At 63.8% G+C, this 19,448-nt stretch carries 21 protein-coding genes; 13 read left to right on the top strand and 8 right to left on the bottom strand.

The genetic code is table 11. The features are described 5' to 3' along the window. The first annotated feature begins 5 nt into the window (after positions 1–5). Positions 6–575, top strand: a complete 570-nt coding sequence (locus AT959_RS11970) for an SRPBCC family protein (RefSeq protein WP_066883380.1) — start codon at positions 6–8, stop codon at positions 573–575. 95 nt (positions 576–670) lie between these two features. On the opposite strand, the gene AT959_RS11965 is transcribed toward AT959_RS11970, so the two are convergent. From AT959_RS11965 to uvrA, 3 genes are read right to left on the bottom strand one after another with little or no spacing between them, the layout of a single operon-like run. Beyond that, complete coding sequence (locus AT959_RS11965; protein WP_066883378.1) at positions 671–1,042, bottom strand: diacylglycerol kinase; 372 nt, start codon at positions 1,040–1,042, stop codon at positions 671–673. Further along, a complete protein-coding gene (locus AT959_RS11960) occupies positions 1,039–1,593 on the bottom strand; it encodes a hypothetical protein (RefSeq protein WP_066883376.1) in 555 nt (184 codons plus the stop codon). The genes AT959_RS11965 and AT959_RS11960 overlap by 4 nt, the downstream gene beginning before the upstream one ends. 18 nt (positions 1,594–1,611) lie before the next feature. Continuing rightward, the gene (gene uvrA, locus AT959_RS11955) at positions 1,612–4,431 is read right to left on the bottom strand and encodes an excinuclease ABC subunit UvrA (RefSeq protein WP_066883374.1); all 2,820 of its coding nucleotides are present in this window, start codon (positions 4,429–4,431) and stop codon (positions 1,612–1,614) included. A gap of 250 nt (positions 4,432–4,681) precedes the next feature. On the opposite strand from uvrA, the gene AT959_RS11950 reads away from it, so the two are divergent. The 4 genes from AT959_RS11950 (at position 4,682) to ssb (ending at position 7,483) form a co-directional block, all read left to right on the top strand. After that, a complete protein-coding gene (locus tag AT959_RS11950) occupies positions 4,682–5,386 on the top strand; it encodes an AzlC family ABC transporter permease (RefSeq protein ID WP_066883372.1) in 705 nt (234 codons plus the stop codon). Beyond that, the gene (locus AT959_RS11945; protein WP_066883370.1) at positions 5,383–5,709 is read left to right on the top strand and encodes an AzlD domain-containing protein; all 327 of its coding nucleotides are present in this window, start codon (positions 5,383–5,385) and stop codon (positions 5,707–5,709) included. The genes AT959_RS11950 and AT959_RS11945 overlap by 4 nt, the downstream gene beginning before the upstream one ends. Positions 5,710–5,788: 79 nt before the next feature. Next, positions 5,789–6,997 (top strand): MFS transporter, encoded by a 1,209-nt coding sequence (locus AT959_RS11940; protein WP_240481816.1) that lies wholly within the window; start codon positions 5,789–5,791, stop codon positions 6,995–6,997. A gap of 12 nt (positions 6,998–7,009) precedes the next feature. Further along, positions 7,010–7,483 (top strand): single-stranded DNA-binding protein, encoded by a 474-nt coding sequence (gene ssb, locus AT959_RS11935; RefSeq protein WP_066883366.1) that lies wholly within the window; start codon positions 7,010–7,012, stop codon positions 7,481–7,483. Between the two features lie 74 nt (positions 7,484–7,557). Here the strand turns inward: ssb and AT959_RS11930 are convergent, their stop codons facing one another. Then, positions 7,558–7,977 carry a DUF2721 domain-containing protein gene (locus tag AT959_RS11930; protein WP_066883365.1) on the bottom strand — a complete coding sequence of 140 codons (420 nt, stop codon included), beginning with the start codon at positions 7,975–7,977 and terminating at the stop codon, positions 7,558–7,560. 101 nt (positions 7,978–8,078) lie between these two features. Between AT959_RS11930 and AT959_RS21160 the strand changes: the two genes are divergently transcribed. Both AT959_RS21160 and AT959_RS11925 read left to right on the top strand, forming a co-directional pair. Then, on the top strand, positions 8,079–8,261 hold the full coding sequence (locus AT959_RS21160; RefSeq protein WP_153132045.1) for a hypothetical protein: 183 nt from the start codon (positions 8,079–8,081) through the stop codon (positions 8,259–8,261). A gap of 116 nt (positions 8,262–8,377) precedes the next feature. Continuing rightward, positions 8,378–9,220, top strand: a complete 843-nt coding sequence (locus AT959_RS11925) for a hypothetical protein (protein ID WP_088178973.1) — start codon at positions 8,378–8,380, stop codon at positions 9,218–9,220. 6 nt (positions 9,221–9,226) lie between these two features. Here the strand turns inward: AT959_RS11925 and AT959_RS11920 are convergent, their stop codons facing one another. Continuing rightward, positions 9,227–9,673 (bottom strand): c-type cytochrome, encoded by a 447-nt coding sequence (locus AT959_RS11920; RefSeq protein WP_066883360.1) that lies wholly within the window; start codon positions 9,671–9,673, stop codon positions 9,227–9,229. Positions 9,674–9,882: 209 nt separating this feature from the next. Between AT959_RS11920 and AT959_RS11915 the strand changes: the two genes are divergently transcribed. Both AT959_RS11915 and AT959_RS11910 read left to right on the top strand, forming a co-directional pair. Further along, the gene (locus AT959_RS11915) at positions 9,883–10,731 is read left to right on the top strand and encodes an HDOD domain-containing protein (protein WP_066884371.1); all 849 of its coding nucleotides are present in this window, start codon (positions 9,883–9,885) and stop codon (positions 10,729–10,731) included. A gap of 87 nt (positions 10,732–10,818) precedes the next feature. Next, positions 10,819–12,714, top strand: a complete 1,896-nt coding sequence (locus AT959_RS11910) for a potassium transporter Kup (protein ID WP_066883358.1) — start codon at positions 10,819–10,821, stop codon at positions 12,712–12,714. Positions 12,715–12,758: 44 nt separating this feature from the next. Here AT959_RS11910 and AT959_RS11905 read toward each other — a convergent pair whose 3' ends face one another. The 3 genes from AT959_RS11905 to AT959_RS11895 form a co-directional block, all read right to left on the bottom strand. Next, positions 12,759–13,247, bottom strand: coding sequence for an adenylyltransferase/cytidyltransferase family protein (locus tag AT959_RS11905; RefSeq protein ID WP_066883356.1), 489 nt, complete (start codon positions 13,245–13,247; stop codon positions 12,759–12,761). Positions 13,248–13,348: 101 nt separating this feature from the next. Beyond that, complete coding sequence (locus AT959_RS22000; protein ID WP_066883354.1) at positions 13,349–14,665, bottom strand: methyl-accepting chemotaxis protein; 1,317 nt, start codon at positions 14,663–14,665, stop codon at positions 13,349–13,351. A gap of 148 nt (positions 14,666–14,813) precedes the next feature. Beyond that, positions 14,814–15,719, bottom strand: coding sequence for a MerR family transcriptional regulator (locus tag AT959_RS11895; RefSeq protein ID WP_066883352.1), 906 nt, complete (start codon positions 15,717–15,719; stop codon positions 14,814–14,816). A gap of 108 nt (positions 15,720–15,827) precedes the next feature. Between AT959_RS11895 and AT959_RS11890 the strand changes: the two genes are divergently transcribed. The 4 genes from AT959_RS11890 to AT959_RS11875 are packed head-to-tail and all read left to right on the top strand — an operon-like array spanning position 15,828 to position 19,309. Further along, positions 15,828–16,385 (top strand): glutathione peroxidase, encoded by a 558-nt coding sequence (locus AT959_RS11890; protein ID WP_066883350.1) that lies wholly within the window; start codon positions 15,828–15,830, stop codon positions 16,383–16,385. A gap of 21 nt (positions 16,386–16,406) precedes the next feature. Beyond that, positions 16,407–17,207: a GTP cyclohydrolase FolE2 gene (gene folE2 / locus AT959_RS11885; protein ID WP_066883348.1), complete on the top strand. Its 801-nt coding sequence runs from the start codon at positions 16,407–16,409 to the stop codon at positions 17,205–17,207. A 10-nt stretch (positions 17,208–17,217) separates the two neighbouring features. Beyond that, a complete protein-coding gene (locus tag AT959_RS11880; protein WP_066883346.1) occupies positions 17,218–18,540 on the top strand; it encodes an NAD(P)/FAD-dependent oxidoreductase in 1,323 nt (440 codons plus the stop codon). Positions 18,541–18,547: 7 nt separating this feature from the next. Next, positions 18,548–19,309 (top strand): DUF1365 domain-containing protein, encoded by a 762-nt coding sequence (locus AT959_RS11875; protein WP_066883344.1) that lies wholly within the window; start codon positions 18,548–18,550, stop codon positions 19,307–19,309. Positions 19,310–19,448: the final 139 nt, after the last annotated feature.

The raw sequence follows: 19,448 nt of genomic DNA, 5'->3' as shown, positions 1-19,448 counted from the left end.
AGGCCATGCGCGGCGTCCTTCCCCTGTTGCTCTGGATGCTCTGCCTGGCCGGTACGGCGGCTGCCGATGGGCCGGCGGCGCCGCTTGCTGACGACGATGTCGCGGTCGACTATCGGGCCGGCACCTATTTCGCCAGCCTGAGCCTGCGCGTCGCCGTGACGCCGGCCGTAGCGCTCGAGGTGCTGACCGACTTCGAGCACATGGCCGCCTTCATGCCCAACCTGACGAGTAGCCGCCTCGTCTCGCGCAGCGCCAATGTCTATCGGGTCATTCAGTACGGCAAGGCCGATTTCGGGCCATTTTCCTTCCCTTTCGAGTCGGAGCGCCGGATCGAGCTGATGCCGGATGGTCGGATTCTGGCTCAGGCCTTGTCCGGCTCGACCAAATCGATGCGCAGCGAACTGCACTATCAGGCGGCAGGCGGCGGCACGCGCATTGATTACAAGCTGGAAGTGGAGCCCGAGCGCTGGCTGCCTTCAGTGCTCGGTGTCAATCTGATGCGCCATGAACTGGCCGAGCAGTTTTCGGCGCTGGCCCGCGAGATGCTGCGGCGGCAGGCAAGCCGGCAAAAATAACCCGCCGGGTGGCGGGGCAAAGTATGTCTAGGAGGAGTTGCCGGGCCATCATGCCGGCAAAGTCTGACCGCAATCTGACTGACATAAATTTCGGTTCACGGCCAGAGCACGCAGGCCCAGACGGCGGCGGCGTTGAGCAGGCTGAACAGTACCGCGGCGCTACCCATGTCCTTGGCACGCTTGGCCAGTTCGTGTTTTTCCGGCGAGGCCTTGTCGACCACCGCTTCGACCGCCGAATTGAGGATCTCGACGATCAGAACCAGGATGATGCTGCCGACCAGCAAGGCGCGGTCGCCACCGCTCCGGCCGAGGTACAGGGCGAGCGGAATGGTGACGATGGCGAGCAGCACTTCCTCGCGAAAGGCGGCTTCATTTTTCCAGGCGGCGCCGATGCCGTCGCGCGAATAGCCAAGCGCGTTCCACAGCCGAACGAGGCCGGTCTTGCCCTTGAATTCGGCGCTGCTCATGCCTCGTTGGCGAACCAGGCGCTGTTCGGCGGGTAGAGGACGGCGATGCCGAAGCGGGCACGGGTCAGCGCGGCCGGGTTGATCAGGCCGATGCCCGGTTGCAGCGGGCGGTAGGGCAGTACCGCCTGTTCGAACAGATGGGTGGCGCGGGCCTTGCGTTCGGCGGCGCTGCCCGGATCCTTGTTGTCGAGCCAGACCGGCAGCGTGTCGCCGCCTTCGAAGAAGAAATCGATCCGCATCTGCATCGAGTCCTCATCGACCTGGCCGGTCGGCGTCGCGGCGTCGGCGGCGAGCGCCTGCATGGCATCCGGCTTCCAGCCCGAGGGCAGGTGAGGCGTCAGGTCGATCGTCGTTTCGAACTCGACGCGGGCAATCGACGACGGGTTGAAAACCTCGGTCGAGTCGTGGCCGACGATGATCAGGTTCGATTGCTTGAACCATTGGCCGGCGCGTTGCAGGCTGTCCAGGATGTGGCCGATCTGGGTCGGGTCGGTCTGGACGAAACGGCGTTTGCGGTTGGCGGTCGTGACGATGGTGATGGCGAGCGACATGGCGGACTCCCTGGTCGGTTATGACTTCAGCAAGGGTTTCAGGAAGCGTCCAGTATGACTGGTTTTGCACTTGGCGACCATTTCCGGCGTGCCGGCAACCAGGATGCGGCCGCCGCCGTCGCCGCCTTCCGGGCCGAGGTCGACGATCCAGTCGGCGGTCTTGATGACGTCGAGGTTGTGCTCGATGACGACGATGGTATTGCCGTTGGCGGCCAGCCGCTGCAGCACGCTGAGCAGCATTTCGATGTCCTGGAAATGCAGGCCGGTGGTCGGTTCGTCGAGGATGTACAGGGTGCGGCCGGTGTCGCGCTTGGACAGTTCCAGGGCCAGCTTGACGCGCTGCGCCTCGCCGCCGGACAGCGTGGTCGCGCTCTGGCCGAGGGTGATGTAGCTGAGGCCGACATCGACCAGGGTCTGCAGCTTGCGGGCAACCACCGGCACGGCGTCGTAGAACTCGCGGGCCTGCTCGACGGTCATGCCGAGGATGTCGTGGATGGTCTTGCCCTTGTAGTGGATCTCCAGCGTCTCGCGGTTGTAACGCTTGCCGTGACAGACGTCGCAGGGGACGTAGATGTCGGGCAGGAAGTGCATTTCGACCTTGATCATGCCGTCGCCCTGGCAGGCTTCGCAGCGGCCGCCCTTGACGTTGAAGCTGAAGCGGCCCGGGCCGTAGCCGCGGGCGCGCGATTCCGGCACCTGCGCGAACAGTTCGCGGATCGGCGTCAGCAGACCGGTGTAGGTCGCCGGGTTGGAGCGCGGCGTGCGGCCGATCGGCGCCTGGTCAACGTTGATCACCTTGTCGAACAGGTCGAGGCCGATGATTTCCTTGTGCGGCGCCGGTTCGGTGGTCGAGCCGTAGAGGTGGCGGGCGGCGGCGGCATAGAGCGTGTCGTTGATCAGGGTCGACTTGCCGGAACCGGAGACGCCGGTGATGCAGGTGAGCAGGCCGCCGGGGATTTCCAGCGTGACGTCCTTCAGGTTGTTGCCGTAGGCGCCGACGACTTTGAGCTGTTTGTTGGGGTCCGCCGGTCGACGTTGTTTCGGGGGCAAAATTGCCCGCCGCCCGGACAGGTAATCGCCGGTCATCGACAGCGGGTTGGCCGTCACTTCGGCCGGCGTGCCCTGGGCGACAACCGAGCCACCATGGACGCCGGCGCCGGGGCCGATGTCGACGACGTAGTCGGCGGCGCGGATGGCGTCTTCGTCATGCTCGACGACCAGCACGGTATTGCCCATGTCGCGCAGGTTCTTCAGGGTTTCGAGCAGGCGGTCGTTGTCGCGCTGGTGCAGGCCAATCGACGGTTCGTCGAGCACATACATGACGCCGGTCAGGCCGGAGCCGATCTGCGAGGCCAGCCGGATGCGCTGCGCTTCGCCGCCGGACAGCGTTTCGGCCGAGCGTTCCAGGCACAGGTAATCGAGACCGACGTTGATCAGGAAGCTCAGCCGGGCGGTGATTTCCTTCAATATCTTGTCGGCGACCTGCGCCTTGTGGCCGCTCAGGGTCAGGCAGTTGAAATAGTTGCGCGCCTCGCCGAGCGGCAGGCGGCTGATTTCATGCAGGGTCTTGTCGCCGACGCGGACATGCCGGGCCTCGATGCGCAGGCGGGTGCCGGCGCAACTCGGGCAAGCCGAACTGCTGACGTATTTCGACAATTCCTCGCGCACGGCATTGGAGTCGCTGCCGCGGTAGCGCCGTTCGAGATTGGGGATGATCCCTTCGAAAGTGTGGCTGCGGTCGAAACGGGTGCCTTTTTCGTTCAGGTAGCGGAAATTGACTTCGGTGCGCCCCGAGCCGTAAAGGATCAGCTGGCGGATGTCGTCCGGCAACTCGTCCCACGGCGTATCGACCGAGAAATCGTAATGCGCCGCGATCGACTCGATGATCTGGAAATAGAACTGGTTCTTCTTGTCCCAGCCACGGATGGCGCCGTTGGCCAGCGAGGCGGCCGGGTTGGTGACGACGCGCTTGGGGTCGAAGAACTGGATGACGCCCAACCCGTCGCACTTCGGACAGGCGCCCATCGGGTTGTTGAAGGAAAAGAGGCGCGGTTCGAGTTCCTGCAGGGCGTAGGAGCAGACCGGGCAGGCGAACTTGGCCGAGAACAGGTGCTCGACGTTGCTGTCCATCTCGAGCGCCATGGCCCGCCCTTCGGCGTGGCGCAGTGCGGTTTCGAAGGATTCAGCCAGACGCTGGCGCATGTCGTCGCGCACCTTCAGGCGGTCGACGACGACATCGACGTTGTGTTTCTGCGTCTTGGCCAGCTTCGGCACCTCGTCGATTTCATAGACGGTGCCATCGACGCGGACGCGGGCGAAGCCCTGGGCGCGCAGTTCGGCAAACAGGTCGAGCTGTTCGCCCTTGCGGTTGGCCACCACCGGGGCCAAGATCATCAGCTTGGTTTCGGCCGGCAGGGCGAGCACGGTATCGACCATCTGCGACACGGTTTGCGCTTCGAGCGCCTGGTTGTGGTCCGGGCAATAGGGCGTGCCGGCACGGGCGTAGAGCAGGCGCAGGTAGTCGTGGATTTCGGTGACGGTGCCGACGGTGGAGCGCGGGTTGTGCGAAGTCGCCTTCTGCTCGATGGAAATGGCCGGGCTCAGCCCTTCGATCAGGTCGACATCCGGCTTCTCCATCAACTGCAGGAACTGCCGGGCATAGGCCGACAGCGATTCGACATAGCGCCGCTGGCCCTCGGCGTACAGCGTGTCGAAAGCCAGCGAGGACTTGCCCGAGCCGGACAGCCCGGTAATCACAATCAGTTGATCGCGCGGCAGATCGAGGTTGATATTCTTCAGATTGTGCGTGCGCGCGCCACGAATGCGGATGGTTTCCATCGCTGTTCTGCTAGGGATTGGGAGAAGGGAACTATACGCAAAATAGCTGGGTTTTGCACTGAAGACTGTATGTCCATACAGTTTTTATGGCGGCGCTCGGCCACGGTCGATTTTTTGCCCGTTCGCCCTGATTGCTGCGGTGAACCCGCGAAAAAAGGCAAAAACCGGAACGGCTAGATTTACCGCCGTATTTGTTCTATCGCAGCCGGCCGGCGGTTAGCATAGCGCTCTGTTTCTTTTCTACCCCGCCATGCCGTCATCCTCATCCTGTCGTACCGAATTCCTCGGTGGCGTTCGCGCCGAATTGCCGCTGCTGCTCGGCGTCGTGCCCTTCGGCCTGATCTTCGGTGTGCTCGGGCTGGCCGCCGGCTTGCCGGACTGGGCCGTGGTGCTCAGTTCGTCGCTAATTTTCGGCGGCTCGTCGCAGATCGTCTTTGCCCAGTTGTTCGGCGCGGCGGCGCCGGGGGCGGTGATCGTGGCCACGGTGGGCGTCGTCAATCTGCGCCATGCCTTGTACAGCGCGGCGATCGCCGCCTATCTGAAGGCGCTGCCCTGGCGCTGGAAGTTGCTGTTGGCTTATCTGTTGACCGATGAGGCTTTTGCCGCGGGGATCGGCCGCCTGCGTGACGGGCCGGCGACAGCACAGCGTCACTGGTTCCTGTTCGGCGCCGGGTTTACGCTGTGGGCAGGCTGGCAATTGTCGACGCTGGCCGGCGTGCTGGTCGGGGCAGCGATACCGGCCGGCTGGTCGCTCGATTTCTCGGTGGCGCTGACCTTCATCGCCTTGTTGGTGTTGGGCGTCCATCGCCGCAGCGATGCCTGGGCGGCATTGGCAGCAGCGGCCACCGCCTTGCTGGCGCTCGGTCTGCCGCACAAGCTGGGACTGCTGCTCGCGGCGGCGGTGGGCGTCGTCTGCGGCGTCTTGCTGCGCCGTTTCGACCAGGGGGCGGCATGAGTACGGGCGCGTTGTTGCTGACCATGGCGGCCTGCGGCCTGGTCACTTTCCTGATCCGCTTCTCCTTCATCGCGGGCGGCCAGCGCCTGCCGGCCAGTCCGGCTTTTTCGCTATTCCTGCGTTACGTGCCGCCGGCCATTCTCGGGGCCTTGATCGCGCCGGAAATTTTCCCCGGCGGGCCGGTGCTGGCCGACATTCCGGGCAATCCGCGCTGGTGGGCGACGCTGGTCGCCCTGGCCGTGGCGGTGGCCACGCGCAGCGTGCTGGCGACCATCGCGGCCGGCATGCTGGCGCTGTGGGGCGCCCAGGCCTGGCTGGCTTGAGGGGCGGAGAGGGCGAGGAGGGCGGGGCAAACCTGCTAATATTCTCGCCTTCGCTGCGATGCAACAAACACCAAACATAATGTCTGCCCCAACCGATCGCATGAGTCCCGAGGAGCGCCGCGCCGGCGCCTCGCTGGCCTCCATCTTCGCCCTGCGCATGCTCGGGCTGTTCCTGATCCTGCCGGTGTTTTCTGTTTACGCGAAAACCCTGCCCGGCGGCGACAACCTGGCGCTGGTCGGCTTCGCGCTCGGCGCCTACGGCCTGACCCAGGCCGTTTTCCAGATTCCCTACGGCATCGCTTCCGACATCTGGGGGCGCAAGCCGGTCATCGTCATCGGCCTGCTGATCTTTGCCTTCGGCAGCTTCGTCGCCGCCTGGGCGCCGGACATGAACTGGATCATCGTCGGCCGCGTGCTGCAGGGCGCCGGTGCCATTTCCGCCGCGGTCACCGCGCTCGCCGCCGACCTGACGCGCGAGGAACATCGGACCAAGGTGATGGCGATGATCGGTTCCTCGATCGGCCTCGTCTTTGCGCTGTCGCTGGTCGGTGCGCCGCTACTCTATGGCTGGATCGGCATGGGCGGCCTGTTCTGTCTGACCGGTGGCCTGGCCCTGGCCGCCATCATCCTGCTGCTCAAGGCCGTGCCGTCGGCGCCGGGGCCGCAGGGCCACGCCAAGCTGCCCTTGCGCCAGGTGCTATTCGACGCCAACCTGCTGCGCCTGAATCTCGGCATCTTCGTGCTGCACATGGTGCAGATGGCGATGTTCGTCGTGCTGCCGCACGCCCTGGTCAGTCACGGCGGGCTGGCCGCGGCGGAGCACTGGAAAGTCTATCTGCCGGCGGTACTCGTCTCCTTCGCCGTGATGGTACCGGCGATCATCGCCGCCGAGCGCAAGGACAAGATGCGGCCGATCTTCCTCGCCGCGGTCGCCCTGCTGATCGCCGTCCAGGTTGGGCTGTTTTTCTTCAGCGCCAGCTTGTGGACGCTGGCATTGTGGCTGCTGCTTTTCTTCGTTGCCTTCAACGTGCTGGAAGCGACGCTGCCGTCGCTGGTTTCGCGGACCGCGCCGCCCGCCGCCAAGGGCGCGGCGCTCGGGGTTTACAACACGACGCAGGCCATCGGACTCTTTATTGGTGGTGCGGTCGGTGGCTATGTGGCGCAAAATTTCGGCGATAATGCCGTTTTTGCTGCCTGCGCCGGGCTGGCTTTGCTCTGGCTGGCGGTAGCGAACTCGATGAATTTTCCGCAACGGCGCCAGACCGCCGCTGCGACTCAAACAGCTTAGGAGAGATAGGGTATGGCATCGGTAAACAAGGTGATTCTCGTCGGCAATCTGGGCCGCGACCCGGAAGTGCGCTACACCGCCAGCGGCGATGCGATGTGCAACCTGAGCGTGGCGACCACCGACAACTGGCGCGACAAGGCCAGCGGCGAGCGCAAGGAAGTGACCGAATGGCACCGCGTTTCCTTCTTCGGCAAGACCGCCGAAGTTTGCGGCCAGTACCTGAAGAAAGGCTCGCAGATCTACGTCGAAGGCAGCCTGCGGACCCGCAAATGGACGGACAAGGACGGCGTTGAGAAATACACCACCGAAATTCGCGGCGACGCCATGCAGATGCTGGGCGGCCGTCAGGGCATGGGCGCCCCGGCGGGCGGTGGCGGCGGTGGTGGTGGCGGTTACGACAACGAGCCGACTGATTACGCGCCGGCGCCGGCCAAGAACAAGCCGAAGCCCTCGTTCGACGATCTGGGCGACGATATCCCGTTTTAACCCGAACCGGCTTGGTCAGCTCTTTAAAGAACGCCCTGTTTTGCAGGGCGTTTTTCATTGTCCCGGCTGCTTGCCTAACGGCTCCCCTCGCTGACGGCCAGGTAGATTTCGCGGAGCAATAGTGACAGCGCAGCGATCATCGAGGTCATGGCGAAGATGAAAAAAGCAGCGACCAGGCGGGCCAGATCGAACGCCATCAACGCCCCGAGGAAGGCGCCGCCGACGACCAGGCAGACGGCCAGGGCCGCGATCACCGCAAAGAGGATGGCGAGATAGATCAGGTGGCGACGGCGGGCCAGTTGCTGGAGTTCTTCGAGATCCTCGGTCGCCTTGTTGCCCCGGTTGTTCCGTTCGCCGAGTACGCGCCGCCGGTCGACAATGCGCCCGAGACGGGCATTCATCGCACCGATCAGCGTCGAGATGGCCGTCAGCAGGAAAACCGGGGCGACGGACAACTGGATGACGTGCGTAATGTCGGTGAGGTGGGATTCCATGCGGTCAATTTTCCAGTAGTGAATGGGGTAGGGCGGCGGCTGGTCTGGGGCCGAGCGGTCGACTCTGCTAAAGTCTCGGCCTCATTTTAGGATCAGTCGCGATGAAGCAAGCAAAAAAGAGAACAACTTACCCGAACGCCTCGATGTCTCCGGAAACCGATGCCATCATCGATGCCGAGATCGAGCAGCAGGGCTACAGCAACAACCCGCAGGCGATGAAGGAATTCGGGGACTACCTGACCCGGGCCCTGAACTTCGAGCGCAAGCGTCGGCACGGCAAATAAGCCTTGCCGGCGCGGCCGGGACAACTGCTCGAACCCGGCCGGAATTTGCGTTTATTTATGCCACCCGGGGCAGCTTTCGCTGAGCATCACGCTGAGGTCCGCTTAGAATTCCGCCGATGCTGATTGCGCAAACCTCGCCCGAGCAGCGCGCCCTGAACTGGGCGCTGGCTGCCTCGCTGGTGATCCACCTGCTGATCCTGTTCGTTCCCCGGCACGAGCCGTCCGCCCAGCCGGCGGCAGCGTCGCGTCTGGAAGCGCGCCTCGGGCCGGTGCGCCAGCCAGCGGCAGAAACACCGGCGCCGCCGGTGCCGGCCAACATCCAGCCGAGGTCGGCGAGCAAGGCCGCCAAGCCGGCTCCGCGGCCACGGATGATGACGGTCGACAAGTCGCGCGGGCCGGCCGTGGCGGCAGCGCCGAAATGGACGGCGGCACAGAAGGCGGAGATGGATGGCTTTCTCAACGAGCTGGCCGGTCAGGCTCAAGCCACCCCGAAGCCGACGCTGGCCCAGCGCTCGCTGGCCATGGCGCGCGAGCAGGGCCGCCAGATGGCGGCACAGGACGAGGCAGGCGAGGCGATGCTGGAGCGGCGTCCGAACGGCCCGCCGGCCGACCCCTTCAGCCTGGAAATGTATATGGACGGCCTGGTCCGCCGCCTCAACCGGAGTGCCGCTTTCGTCAAGAACGATCCGCGCAGCAAGGGCGTCCGCTCGGCAGCGGTGCAGTTCAGGCTCAACCCGGACGGCTCGCTGAAATCCTTCGTCGTGCTGAATGCTGGCGATCAGGCCGAGGAAATCGCTTTCATCAAGTCGGTGATCGAGCGTTCGCTACCGTTTTCGCCCTTCCCGCCGGATATCGACAAGGCTGCCCGCTCGCTGGGGGTGACCATCTGCATCCAGCCGGGCAGCGGCGGTGGCAGCGGCCTCGGCTTTTCCCGGATGAGCGGCAGCCGCTGCCGCTAAGCGGCTTTATTCCTTGAAGGCCTTGTGGCAGGTCCGGCAACTGTCATGCACCGCTTCGTAGGCCGCCTTGACCTCTTTCTCGTCGCGGCGCTCGGCGGCTTGCAGCAATTTGTCTGTGGCCTTGAAAAAAGCCTGGCGATCGGCTTCGAAACGTTCCGGCTCGCTCCAGACGCGGGCCGTGGCATGGGTCGGCGGGTAGTTGGTATCGGCGCCGAAATATTGCCAGGGGCCATCCTTGGCCGCGGCCAGCGCCTTGGCATGGGTGAGGAACTTGTCGGCCTCGTAGCGATCGTCGCGCAACTGCTTGCCCATCGGTTCGAAGGCTTTCAGGATGGTCGCAAAGGCGGCGCGCCGATGTTTGACCGGCTGCCCGGGGCGGGTGTCTTCGGGCTCGCCGCAGCCGGCCAGGGCAAGCGGGAGAAGGGCGGCAATCAGCAGGGGCAGGCGGCGCATCGGGCAGTCCGGAAATTCGAGAGCGTCGATTATCGGCCATCTTGGCGGCGACCGGCAGCTTGTCTGCACGAGAGCCGCACGTCCTGGTGCAGGCTGGTTGTAAAATAAGCTCGTTTTGTTTGCGGCGTGCCGTGCCTTGCCCGGTAGACCGCTTTTGCGACGATATTTCCGGCCTTGCTGCACTGCTGCAGCCGACCAAGGATAAAAGCATGTCCAATGCCATCACCTTCAAGATTCTCGAAGACATTGCCAAGGATCTTTCCGGCGACGAGATTACTTTTCCGACCTTCCTCGACATCACCTTCCAGGTGCGTTCGGCGCTCAAGGATCCGAATCTGAGCATCGAGCAACTGGCCAAGCTGGTCGGGGCCGAGCCGCTGATGAGCGCCAAGATCATCCGGATGTCCAATTCGGTGGCGCTGAATCCGTCTGGTCGCGAGATTGCCGACGTCAAGAACGCGATTGTCCGGGTCGGCATGGAAGCGGTACGCACGGTGTCCTTTGCCGTGGCCATGGAACAATTGCTGAAATCGAAGCAGATGCACGCCTTCGAAGGCATTTCGAAGAAGCTGTGGGAGCACACCTCGCATGTCGCCGCGCTGTGCCGCGTGCTGGCCCGCAAAGTCGCCAAGATCAACGGCGACGAGGCGATGTTCGCCGGCCTGGTGCACGATCTCGGCGTTTTCTACCTGATGTCGCGCGCCGCCAATTTCCCTGAACTGGTCAATGACAAGGTCGAACTGCACGCCTTGCTGGTTGACTGGCACGACAACATCGGCCATGCGCTGCTCTCGGCGCTCGGCCAGCCGGAATCGGTGCTGAAGGCAGTACAGGAACACGAGACCGACCGCGAGATCGTCGAAATCAAGTCGCTGTCCGACGTCCTTTACGTCGCCAACAAGATCGCCAACCGTTCGGCGAGCTGGCGCGATCCGGAACTCGATGGTGCGGTCGACACCTCGATACTCGATGAAATCTTCGACGCCGAAACGCTGGCCGAGATCATCGAGGAATCCGAAGAAGAAGTGCAGTCGCTGAAGTCGGCGCTGGGTGGCTGATGGCTGGGGGGCCGTCAGCCCATTGGCGGCAGCAGCAGATACGATTTCCAGAGCGGTTTTCAAGCCGCCGGGGTTTCAGGGGTAAGCATGAGTAACAGTCACACAACGGCCGGGGATATCTCCGGCAAGCGTCTTGCCGTCCTGGCGCTGGCCGCCCTCGGGGTGGTCTATGGCGACATCGGGACCAGCCCGCTCTATGCGGTCAAGGAAGTCTTTGCCGGCAATCATCCGATTCCAGTCACCGAGGCCAACATCTTCGGCAGCCTGTCGCTGTTTTTCTGGGCGCTGATCATCATCGTCTCGATCAAATACGTGATCTTCATCATGCGCGCCGACAACCGCGGTGAAGGCGGTGTCATGGCGATGATCGCATTGGCCCTGCATGAGGCGCAGGGCAGCCCGAAGCAGATGAAGGCGATCATGATCGTTGGCATCCTCGGCGCCGCGATGTTCTACGGCGACGGCATGGTGACGCCGGCGATGTCGGTGCTGTCGGCGGTCGAAGGGCTGGAGGTGGCGACGCCGGCCTTCAAGCCCTTCGTCATCCCGATCACGATGCTGGTGCTGTTCGGCCTCTTCTTCGTGCAGCGCAGCGGCACGGCCGTGGTCGGCGCCTTCTTCGGCCCGGTCATGGTCCTCTGGTTCAGTACGCTGGCACTGCTCGGCATTGCCAGCATCGTCGACCACCCGGCCATCCTGAGCGCGCTCAATCCGGCCTATGGTCTCGACTTTCTGCTGGCCAACAAGGCGATGGCGCTGGTCGCCATGGGTAACGTCGTGCTCGCCGTGACCGGGGCCGAGGCGCTCTATGCCGACATGGGGCATTTCGGCCGCAAGCCGATCCAGCGCGCCTGGTTCTTCTTTGTCCTGCCGGCCCTCGTTCTCAATTACTTCGGCCAGGGCGCGCTGATCCTGGCCGAGCCGGAGGCGGCGGCCAGTCCCTTCTTCCATCTGGCGCCGGACTGGGCGCTCTACCCGCTGGTCGGGCTGGCCACGCTGTCGACGGTGATCGCCTGTCAGGCGGTGATTTCCGGCGCCTTCTCGGTGACCCGCCAGGCCATGCAGCTGGGCTTCATGCCGCGCATGGAAGTGCAGCACACCTCGGACAAGGAAGCCGGCCAGATCTATCTGCCGGCGGTGAACTGGGGCCTGATGCTGGCCGTGATGATCCTCGTCCTCGGCTTCAAGTCCTCGAACAACCTGGCCGCCGCCTACGGCATCGCGGTGACCGGCGACATGGTGATCACCTCGCTGCTCGCCACCTTCGTCGTCGCCCGCACCTGGAAATGGGGCTGGACGCGGGCCGTGCTGCTCTTCTCCTGTTTCCTCGCCGTCGAACTCGTCTTCCTCGCCGCCAATATCCTGAAAATCCCGGATGGCGGCTGGTTCCCGCTGATCGCCGGGATGGTCGTCTTCATTCTGATGACGACCTGGAAGCGTGGCCGCCAGCTGCTGTCGGAACGCCTGCAGGGCGAGCGCCTGGAACTGTCGCTGTTCCTCGAGTCGCTGGCCTCGTCGATGCCGACCCGGGTCTCCGGTACTTCGGTCTTCCTGAATGCCGACCCCAAGGGCGTGCCGCATGCGCTGCTGCACAACCTGATGCACAACAAGGTGCTGCACGAGCGCGTCGTGCTGGTTTCGGTGCAGTTCTACGACGTGCCCTATGTGCCGGATATCGACCGCGTCGAAGTGCGGCAACTGAAGGAGAATTTCTGGAGCGTCGTCATCCAGTACGGTTTCAAGGACGAGCCGGACATCCCGGCGGCCCTGCAACTGTGCGCCGATTCCGGTCTCGAATTCAGCTCGCTGGAAACCTCCTACTTCATCGGCCGCGAAACGCTGATTCCGCGCCTCAATTCCGACATGGCCTTCTGGCGCGAAAAGATCTTCATCGCCATGTTCCGCAATGCCGGTTCGGCCACCGCCTTCTTCAAGATCCCGAGCAACCGGGTGGTCGAACTGGGTACCCAGGTCGTCCTTTAAGGGGCGCCCGCAAAGAACAAAGGCGCCCGCGGGCGCCTTTTTCATTACAGCTTGCGGATCTTTTCGAGCAGCGCAGTCGTCGATTTCTGGTGAATGAAGGGGATCGAATGCACCGTGCCGCCCCAGCCGCGCACTTCGTTGCAGCCGACGATCTTGTCCACCGGCCAGTCGCCGCCCTTGACCAGGATTTCCGGCCGGCAGTCGAGAATGCGCTGTAGCGGCGTGTCTTCGTCGAACCAGGTGACCAGCGCCACGCAACCGAGCGAAGCCATCACGGCCAAGCGGTCTTCCAGCAGATTGACCGGGCGGTCGTCGCCCTTGCCGAGGCGTTTCACGGAAGCGTCGGTGTTGAGCGCGACGACCATGCTGACGCCCAGCGCTGCCGCCTGCGCCAGATAGGTGACGTGGCCGCGATGCAGGATGTCGAAACAGCCATTGGTGAACACCAGCGGCCGGGCGATCTGGGCGGCTCTTGCGGTCAACTGCTCCGGCGGGCAGATTTTCGATTCAAAACTGGGGGCGGCGTAGGTCATGGCTGGCTTCAATGAGGACACAGGCGCGTATTTTAGTGCGCCGATGCCAGGAGGGACAGCTTGTTGCGCCCCAAGGAGCGCTAGGTCGGGCTGCCTGCTGCTCAGTTAGCAACGGTTTCCGAGAGTTCCTGGATCACTTCGACGACCCGCGTCGCGCCGTTGCGTATCTGCTGGATCGAGGTTCCGGCCTCGTTCGCCAGATCGACCCCGGAGGCGACCTCGCTCAGGCCGCGGCTCATGCTGTTACCGACCGATGCGGTTTCCGCCTGGATGCCTTGAATCATCTGGCTGATCTCGCCGGTCGATTTGCCGGTGCGCTCGGCCAGCTTTCTCACTTCGTCGGCGACCACGGCAAAACCCCGGCCGCTTTCGCCGGCCCGGGCGGCTTCGATGGCTGCGTTGAGGGCGAGCAGGTTGGTCTGGTCGGCAATTTCCTTGATGGTATTGACGATGGACGTGATGCGGGTGGTCTGGGCACCGAGCGCATCGACCAGATTGGCAGATTGTTCGACGATTGCGGTGATCGATTGCATCTTGGCAATGGTGGCGAGAATGATGTTTTCACCGTTTTGGGAAATTTGCCGGGTTTCCTGCGCCACCTCATAGGCCGTTCCCACACTCTGTTTTTCAGCCTGATGACGCTGGATCTGGGCGGTGATGTCGGTGGCGAATTTGACGACTTTTGTGACTTTTCCGTCCGGGCCGAACACCGGGTTGTAGCTGGCTTCCAGCCAGACTTCCCGGCCCTGGCGGTCGAGCCGGGAAAACTGGCCGGCGTTGATTTCGCCACGCCCGAGTGCGGCCCAGAAATTGGCGTATGCGCTGCTCGCGGCATAGTCGGCCGGGCAAAAAATACGGTGATGCCGACCAATCACTTCCTGCTGCGAATAGCCCATGGTCCGCAGGAAATTGTCGTTGGCACGCAATACCACACCATCCAGGCTGAACTCGATCAACGCCATCGAACGTTCGATCGCCTGCACCATGGCTTGCATGCGCGAAGCCTCTTCGACCTGCCGGGTGACATCGGTGGCTAATTTGACCACCATCTTCACCTGGCCACGCTCATCGAGGACGGGGTTGTAACTTGCCTCGAGCCAGATCTCCCGGCCGCTCTTGTGGCGACGCTTGATCGTGCCGCGGAAATAATCCCCGGTTCGCAGGCGGGTCCATAGATCGGCATATTCCCGGCTGCCGGCAAAGGCCTCGTCACAGAGCATGCGGTGATGCTGGCCGGTGAGTTCGGCCGGCGTATAGCCCATCGTCGAACAGAAATTGTCGTTGGCCCGGATGATGCTGCCATCGAGCGCCAGTTCGATGACGGCCGTCGAGCGATCAAGTGCGTGCTGCTGGGCCTGGGCATGGCTCAGTTGGCGTTCCAGTTCGGTAATTTTTTGCAGGTGTTTGCGGCAAAACATCGGGCACTCCTGAGGTCATCTCATGAAAAACGGCGTAAAGAAGCTCAAGGCTTGGCTTTGCTACAAGGCGCCAAGCCTGTTGCTTTTACTTTGAAGCCAGCGCTCTGCCGCGGGCCAGGAAGGGGGTTATTGCGTCGTCCGGCTGCTTTCAGGGCGGCGCGGCATGCCAGTCGTGCAAGGCCCGCAGGGCGTCGTCCAGCGTGACCAGCAGATGCACACCGTCTGTTTTTGCGACCCGGGCGACGCCGCCGCCGCCGGCCCAGAGCGCGATTTCCGGTGCCAGGACGAGGCGCAATTGCTGCAACAGGCCGGGAATCTGCCGCTGCGGGAAGGCGACCGAAAAGGAGAGGGCGACGATGTCGGCGCGGTGAGCGCTGGCGGCGCGGCCGATTTCGAGCAGCGGCATCTGGGTGCCGAGCGGGATGCACTCGGCGCCTTCCAGCGCGAACAGCGCTTCGACCATCAGCAGGCCGAGGACGTGCTGTTCTTCCGGCACACTGGTGAGCAGGATGCGCGGCCGGCGCGGGCCGCCGGGCAGGGCGGCGATGGCCTGGCGGAGCAGGCGCTTGGTCAGCTCGGTGAACAGGTGTTCCTCGAACACTTCGAAGCTGCCGTCTTCCCAGGCCTCGCCGACGCGCCGGGTGAGTGGCGCGACGGTGTCCTGGACAAAACGCTGCAAGCCCTGGCGGGCCAGGCGCTGCAGCATGGCCTGCTGGTAGCCGGCGGCATCGTGCTGCTTGATCAGTGCCAGCAGTTCGCCGAGGTCCTCGGCCGTGGCGGCATCGTGGCTGTCGCGGGGGGCTGAACGACGCGGCGCCAGCGCGGTCAGTTCTTCGGCGGGGGTGGCGATCAGCTTGCCGGGGCGATGTCCCTGATCCATCAGGCGTTTGATCAGGCGCAGGCGGTCGACCTGCTCGGCCGGGTAGCAGCGTTCCCCGTTGGCGTCACGGTCCGGTACGGGAAATCCGTAGCGGCGTTCCCACATACGCAGGACATCCTTGGAGAGGCCGGTATCCCGTTCGACGGCGGCAATGTTGAAGCTTGGGGTATTCATATTTGTCCTGAACAATTGTTAGACAAACCGTTGACAAACGAATCTTTGATGACTATCTTACGAACAAACGTCCTGTTTGTCTAGGACAAAACGAACAAGGAGTTGAACATGATTAGCAAACTCAAACGCTGGTTCGGCATTGCCACCTTGCTTTCGGCCGGTGTCGTGCCGGCTGCGGCGGCCGGTGAATGCCCGCCCCTGCTCAATTACACTTTTGCCAGTCTGCAGGACGGCAAGCCGATGCCGCTCTGCCAGTACGCCGGCAAGGTGATCCTGGTCGTCAATACGGCGAGCTACTGCGGTTTCACCTCACAGTACGACGGGCTGGAGAAGCTCTATGCCCGCCTCAAGGACAAGGGGCTGGTGGTCATCGGCTTTCCGTCCAACGATTTTGGCGAGCAGGAGCCGGGCACGGAAAAGGAAATCGCCGACTTCTGCCGCCTGACCTATGGCGTCGAGTTTCCGATGGTCGGCAAGAGCGTGGTCAAGGGCAAGAACGCTAATCCCTTCTACCTGAAGCTGGACGAAATCACCGACAGCCGTCCGAAGTGGAATTTCCACAAGTACCTGATCAACCGCGAGGCGACGCAGGTGCTCTCCTTCAGCAGCCTGACCAAGCCGGACGACAAGGATCTGCTGAAGAAAATCGACGAATTCCTCAAGTAAGCCGCGACCAGGAGCCTTGCCATGAATGCCCCAGAAAATATTTTCCTGCCTGACGTGCAGTCCACCGCCGACACCCGTCGCCTGGCCATCCAGAACGTCGGTGTCAAAGGCCTGCGCTATCCCTTGCAACTGGCTGCCGCCAACGGCGAACTGCTCAATACCGTGGCGACGCTGGCGATGACGGTCGGCTTGCCGCCCGAGGTCAAGGGCACGCACATGTCGCGTTTCGTCGAACTGCTCGAAGCCCGGCGCGGCGCACTGAGCCAGGATGGCCTGTTTCGCATGTTCGAGGAAATGCTGTTGCGGCTGGAGGCGCGCAGCGGCCGCATCGAGCTGGCTTTCCCCTATTTCATTCGCAAGGCGGCGCCGGTGTCCGGCGTCGAGAGCCTGCTCGATTACGACGCGACACTGATCATCGACCAGCCGGAAGGCCAGGTCGCCAGCCTGACGTTGCGCGTCGTCGCCGCGGTGACCAGCCTGTGCCCGTGCTCGAAGAAGATATCCGACTACGGCGCCCACAACCAGCGCTCGCACATCACCCTCGAAGCGAAGTTGCGTTCGACGATGAGCATCGAGGAACTGGTCCGCATCGCCGAGGAGGAGGCTTCCTGCGAAGTGTTCGGCCTGCTCAAGCGGCCGGACGAGAAGTGGGTCACCGAGCGCGCCTACGACAACCCGAAGTTCGTCGAGGATCTGGTCCGCGACATCGCGCTGCGCCTGATGAACGAACCGCGCATCGCCGAGTGGAAGGTGGCTTCGGAGAACTTCGAGTCGATCCACAACCATTCCGCCTTTGCCGAACTGTTCGGCGTCAACGCCTGAGGAGCGCAGCATGCAGAGAAAGCAACGTATCGCCGTCGTCGGTGCCGGCATTTCCGGCCTGGCCAGCGCCTGGCTGCTGAGCCGGACGCATGACGTGACGCTGTTCGAGGCCGGCGCCTACCTCGGCGGCCACACCAATACGGTGGACGTGACGCTGGAGGGCAAAACGCATCCAGTCGATACGGGCTTTCTCGTCTTCAACGAAAAGACCTACCCCAACCTGATCGCGATGTTCGCGCTGCTCGGCGTCGATAGCGTCGAAACGGAAATGTCCTTCGCCGTCAGCCTGGAGCAGCCCGATCTCGAATGGGCCGGCAGCAATCTGGCGACGGTGTTCGGCCAGAAGCGCAACCTGATCCGGCCGCAGTTCTGGTCGATGCTCTCCGACATCCTGCGCTTCAACCGGGAAAGCACGGCCTGGCTGCTCAGTCACCCGGACAACAAGCGCAGCCTGCGCGACTTCCTGGTCGAAGGGCGCTATTCGGCGGCCTTCGCCGACTGGTACCTGCTGCCGATGGCGGCCGCCATCTGGTCCTGCCCGACCGGCCAGATGCTCGACATGCCGCTCGCCACCTTCATCCGCTTCTGCCAGAACCACAGCCTGCTGCAGGTTTTCGACCGGCCGATGTGGCGTACCGTGCGGGGCGGCGGCCGCCAGTATGTGCAGAAGATTGCCGCCCAGCTCGACGATATCCGCCTGGCCTGTCCGGTCAAGGCGGTGAGCCGCGAGGCCGATGGCCTGCGCGTCACCCATGCCGAGGGCAGCGAGCATTTCGACCAGGTGGTGATGGCCTGCCACAGCGACCAGACCTTGGCCATCCTCGGCTTCACGGCGAGCGATGCGCAACGCGCCGTTTTGTCGGCGATCCGCTACCAGCCGAACCGCGCCGTGCTGCACACCGACCGCGCGCTGCTGCCGCGCGACGAAAAACTGTGGTCGGCCTGGAACTACTTTGCCGCGCAGGGCGCCCCCGGCGCGGAGGCCAATGACCAGCCGGTCGGTGTTTCCTACCTGATCAACAAGCTGCAACCGCTGCCGTTCACGACGCCGGTGGTGGTCACCCTGAACCCGGCTCGCGAACCGGACCCGGCCCAGGTGATTGCCGAGTTCGACTACGCCCATCCGATTTTCGACGGCCCGGCCATCGCCGCCCAGCACAAGCTGGCCGAGATCCAGGGCGAAAACGGCATCTGGCTGGCCGGCGCCTGGGGCAGCTACGGCTTCCACGAGGACGGCCTGAAATCGGCACTGCGCGTCGTCAACGGCCTGGGCGTCAAGGCGCCGTGGCAGGGTGGCGTTACCGAACCGCAGCCGGCGATGGAAACCGTCTGAGGTCGCCATGAAACCCCGTCCGCAACTCTTCCTCGGCCATGTCATGCACCGGCGCCTGCGCCCGGTGGTCAATGCCTTCGTCTATCCGGTGTTCTACGTGCAATTGCCGGTGCGCGACCTGGCGGCGGGAAATTGCGGAATTTTCGGGGTCGACCGCAGCAATCTGCTCAGTTTCCGCAGTCGCGACCACGGCGCCCGCGACGGCAGCCCGTTGTTGCCCTGGATCCAGGCGCTGCTCCGCGAACACGGCCTGGCGGACGATGGCGAGATCATGCTGCAGACCTTCCCGCGCGTCTGCGGCCTGCTCTTCAACCCGGTCAGCTTCTGGTTCTGCCACAACCGGGCCGGCGAACTGATCGCCGTGCTGGCCGAGGTGAACAATACCTTCGGCGGCCACCACAACTACCTGCTGCACCGGGCCGGCGCCGCGCTGCGCGACGGTGAGGAACTGCGCGCCGACAAGCTGTTCCACGTCTCGCCGTTCAACGAGATCGAAGGCGGCTACCGCTTCCGTTTTCACCTGGCGCGGCCGATCCCGCTCGCCCGCATCGACTACGACGATGCCGACGGCGAATTGCTGCTCACCGCCATTTCCGGTAAGGCGCAGGCGTGGACCGCAAGGGCGCTGCTCGGCGCCTTCCTGCGCATGCCGCTGCTCACCGCCGGCGTGGTTTTCCGCATCCACTGGCAGGCGCTGAAACTCTGGCTGAAAGGGGTGCCCTTCCGTGGCGCCCACGTCTCTCAACCCCTTCGGGAATCGACAAAATGAACAATACCCTGGTCCTGCGCGGCAGCGAGCAAGTCGCCCGTGATACCCGCCTCGTCTTCGAACTGCTTGAAAAACTGCACGGCGGCCTGCTCGAAGTGCGCCTGCCGGGCGGCTTCAGCGCCTTGTTCGGCGACGGCGA

Origin of the sequence: Dechloromonas denitrificans (genome assembly GCF_001551835.1) — a bacterium.
GTDB lineage: Bacteria > Pseudomonadota > Gammaproteobacteria > Burkholderiales > Rhodocyclaceae > Azonexus > Azonexus denitrificans.
Note: the sequence above shows the minus strand (reverse complement) of the source record. Positions and strands in the feature narration are given on the sequence as shown.